Annotated in this window: 3 protein-coding genes and 1 pseudogene; 1 reads left to right on the forward strand and 3 read right to left on the reverse strand. The window is 67.9% G+C overall.

From position 1 onward, the window contains the following. Positions 1–708 precede the first annotated feature (708 nt). Entirely contained in the window at positions 709–1,563 is an 855-nt protein-coding gene (locus tag ACFV9O_RS39860) for an NmrA/HSCARG family protein (protein ID WP_385427876.1), read from the reverse strand. Positions 1,564–1,676: 113 nt separating this feature from the next. After that, positions 1,677–2,420: a hypothetical protein gene (locus ACFV9O_RS39865; protein ID WP_385427879.1), complete on the reverse strand. Its 744-nt coding sequence runs from the start codon at positions 2,418–2,420 to the stop codon at positions 1,677–1,679. A 414-nt stretch (positions 2,421–2,834) separates the two neighbouring features. On the opposite strand from ACFV9O_RS39865, the gene ACFV9O_RS39870 reads away from it, so the two are divergent. After that, the gene (locus ACFV9O_RS39870) at positions 2,835–3,368 is read left to right on the forward strand and encodes a hypothetical protein (RefSeq protein WP_385427882.1); all 534 of its coding nucleotides are present in this window, start codon (positions 2,835–2,837) and stop codon (positions 3,366–3,368) included. Positions 3,369–3,420: 52 nt separating this feature from the next. On the opposite strand, the pseudogene ACFV9O_RS39875 reads toward ACFV9O_RS39870, so the two are convergent. After that, positions 3,421–3,617, reverse strand: a pseudogene (locus ACFV9O_RS39875) (IS5/IS1182 family transposase); the annotation flags it as partial. Positions 3,618–3,750 lie beyond the last annotated feature (133 nt).

The raw sequence follows: 3,750 nt of genomic DNA on the forward strand, positions 1-3,750 counted from the left end.
GTCGTGGAGGGCAGGACGGCGACCACCGAGCTGGAGCCTGTCGACATTGTCGACGCGTAGGGTGGTCGACGCCGTCGGGCCCGCCGGCGAGGGCGCGGTCGGGGTGTACGACCCGGCGGCGGCTGCCGTCATCAGAGCGCTGGACGCGGACGCCAAGGAGCACCTGAACCGGATCCGGCCGAAGAAGACGCGCACCCGTAGAAGCGTCAAGCCCTCTCAATTTCTTAGCGATCCACCAGATGTCCCTGGCCACGTTGGGGTAACGACAGTAGCTCGCCGCCCTCCTGCTCGGCACGCGTCTCGCCTCCCACTCGGGCGGCGCCATCGCCTCCGTCACCACCGACTCCGCCGGTTGACCAACTCAAGGAGCCCACCGACCTGCCGCTGCTGCACCCGATAGTGAACTGCCTGCGGTACCAGCCCGGTCGCGTCCCGCTGCAGATCCAGCTGGACAAGACGGGCGACGAGCGACAGGGCGCGGTGCATGCCTGCATGCCCGGAGCGACATCCCACCGGCCTACGGCCGGGGAGTTCGGGCCGCCGCCCCGGCGCAGGTGGGCCGTTGCCGCATCATGGGCGAGCGGAAGGAGCCCGGATGGCGGCGGCGCTGTTGGGGCGGACCGAGGTGTCGGTGCGGGTGAGGCAACCGGGTAGGGCCGCCTGGCGAGGGGGCATCGCCATGGTCGTGCAGTAGGGACGTGCCGAGGTTCATCGGCCTGGCACCGGCCAGGTCTGCTGCTCGGCCCAGTCCGCGAACGACAACCAGGAGATGCCGGGGAAGTCGGCACGCAGGGCCGCGAGGTCGACGTGGTAGCCGCTCTCCGTCAGGTAGGCGAACATCGCGGCCATGTCGGGACTGGTCTGCCGCACCAGTTCCAAGGGGATGCTGCGGAAGGTCACGGGGCCACCCGCTGCGGCTGCCACGGCCCGTGCCATTTGCGCGGGGGTGGGGTCGTCCCCAGCGATTTCGATGCGGCGACCGATCCATCGGCCCGGGTCCGCGACGATCGCGGCCACAACGCGGCCGAGGTCGAGCCGGGAGACCTGCTGGAGCGGCGTGTCGGCCGGGAGCGCCATGGTGATCTCACCGGCGGCGACCTCCTGGAGTGCGCCGAGGGCGTTGTCATAGAAATAGGTCGGCGCGACGACTGTGGCCGGCAGGTCCGTCTCGGAGAGGGCCTGCTCGATGCGGGCCTTGGTCTCGAAGTGCGGAATGCCCGTATGGCGGTCGGCGCTCGCGACGGACGCCATGACCAGGTGCGGCAGGGATGCGCGTGCCGCCGCCTCGATGATTGCCGTGCCCTGGGCGATCTCCGCTTCCAGGCCGTCCTGGAAGGGTGTGGTGAGTGCGTAAGCGGCGGTCGCGCCCCGGAATGCAGCGGCAAGTGAGACGGCATCGGTCATCTCGCCCGGGACCACATCGACGCCCGCAGCGATCAGCGGGCGGGCCCTGGCCGCCGCGGGGTTGCGTACCACCGCCCTCACCCGGTGTCCCGCATTGAGAAGCGCTTCGACCACGGCGCCGCCCTGCCCGCCTGTCGCACCCAGCACCGCGATCGTCATGAGTCCTCCTCGCCATGGGGCCGCCCCTGCTCATGGTCACTGCGGCCTCCCGGTACGGCCATCCTCACCGTCCGAACGGGCGAGTGGGCTGGTGGGGGCCGCCGGCGGCCCGATTAGGCGGTGGGCGCCTGGTACAGGCCGCGGCCGGCGCGGTGGGCGCGGGAGGTGGCGACGAGGCGGTCGAGGGTGCTGCGGACGGTGTTGATGCTGCCGGTGCTGTCGTCGCGGCCGAGAGCCTCGGCCACGTCCCTGGCGCGCAGCGCGACGTCGGCATTGCGGGCCAGGACGGCGATCACCTGCTCGGTGAGACCTCCGGTGTCCTGGACGGCCTCGGAGGGCGTGGTGCTGCGTGACTGCGTGCTCTTCTTCGTTGTCGTGGCAGGGGCGGACTTTGCCGCCGGGCGACGCTTGGCCGGCTTGTCCGCCGGCTTGTCCGCCGGCTTGGAAGCGGCCCTCTTCGTGTTCGTGGTGCCGATGCTGGTCTTGCGGGCCCTGCGCGGGGTTGCCGTCTTCTGCGGTGTCACCGCAGGCTCGTCAGTCACAACAGCTTCGGCCGCGGCCGGTTCAAGTTCCGGGCTCGTGTCTGTGGCAGGCTCGCCCGAGGCCGCGGCCGAGTCCGCGGAGGCTGCTTCGGCGTCAGCCGGGGCAGGGGCCTCGGCGGCGCGGGGCTGCGGGACCGTGGTGGCGGACAGGGCGCTCAGTGCCGTCAGGGCGCCGCGGACCGATTCCAGACGCTGGGAAACGGCAGCAAGCTCCTCCTGGAGTGCCTGCTGGTGTTCCTCGAGCTGAGGAAGCTCTTCATGGAGCAGGGCAGTTGTTGCTTCGATGCTGTTCGCTGCGGTGGCTTCCGTTGTCATGGTGTGCTCCTGAGAAGTGGGGACGGGCATCTGAGACATGCTCGCTGTTGTGAGTGCAGAGTACGGCTGTTGCACAGCGGATTGCACATCGCTTCGTCCGGGTCGCCGGGAATTGGGCGCTCACTGGCACGGCGGCATGGGATGCGTTCCCCTGTAAATGCGGTCCGTTGAGACCCTCGGTAACGCCGGGCGAGGGTTTCATGTGCAGGCGACGGACGGTACAGGCGGCTCCGAGAGGGCAGGTTCGAGGCGTTCGGGAGCCATGGCGGCGGTGTGCTGCATCGCGCTCTTGGCACAGTGCCTGCATGTGAGGCCGGCGAGTACGTCGGCGAGCACCAAACGAGCGCTTGTCCTGGGGTGGGTGTTTGAGAAGTTCGTGGTCAGCCGGGCTTGGTGCTGCTGCCTCGGAGCGGTGTGAAGGACTTCTGGCAGGATGGCGCAATGTTCGATTTCGGCATCGCGGGCTACCAGCCAGTGTGGTTGAACCGCAGCAGTGACGTTGTGAGGGAGCACGGGCATCGCCTGCGTGGCCTTGCCGGACGAACGCTCACGAGCGTCTGGATGGTCTGGGACCTTCAGGATGATGAGTGGTTCTGCGACTGCCCCGTGCTGTTCGACTTCGATGGCGAGCAGGTCGAGATCAACCATCAGAAGTTCGACGATCTCTCCCTCACGTGGAACACGATCGACACCAGGCGTCCGGTGCAGTGGCTCGATTTCCGTCTGCAGTGGCGTCCCGAGCCTCTGCCGGAACTGCACGCTCTGCGGGGTCTGTCACTCAAAGAGGTCGAACTGCTCGAGTGGACAGGCAGGGATCTGGCTCAGGGGAACATTGACGTCGGCTTCGTCTTCGAGGAGAGGCGGGCAACCGTCTTCAATGCCCTCGACGAGAACGGGTTGAGCTTCGACCCACCTGATCGGCACCAGCGGTCCCGTCCTTTCCACTGACACACTCGGAGTTCAGCTATGGCGCCGCTTGAGGGTTGCCTGCCGGGTGAGCGACGTCGATGCCGAGGTTGGTGCCGTTGTCGATGGCCTTGGTGCGGTAGCCGGTGTCGGCCCATGCCTTGGTGATGCGGGGATGGGCTTCGTGGTGTTCGCGAGCAGGTGAATGCCGTCGGCGTTTTCGGAAACGCCGGCCGCGGTGACCCAGACGGCCAACAGCAGGCCGAGGGTGTCGACGCCGATATGGGCCTGCAACGCGAATTCGCGGGCGGCGCTGATGCGGGACTTCTGGGGGTTACGAACTGCTCGGGCTTGAGTCAACTCTAGTGTGTCTTATAGCCTCTGAGTGGCTGTTATGGTCACTGCATGAACCTCAAGGAGTGGG

It is taken from the genome of Streptomyces sp. NPDC059909 (genome assembly GCF_042730885.1).
Taxonomy (GTDB): domain Bacteria; phylum Actinomycetota; class Actinomycetes; order Streptomycetales; family Streptomycetaceae; genus Streptomyces.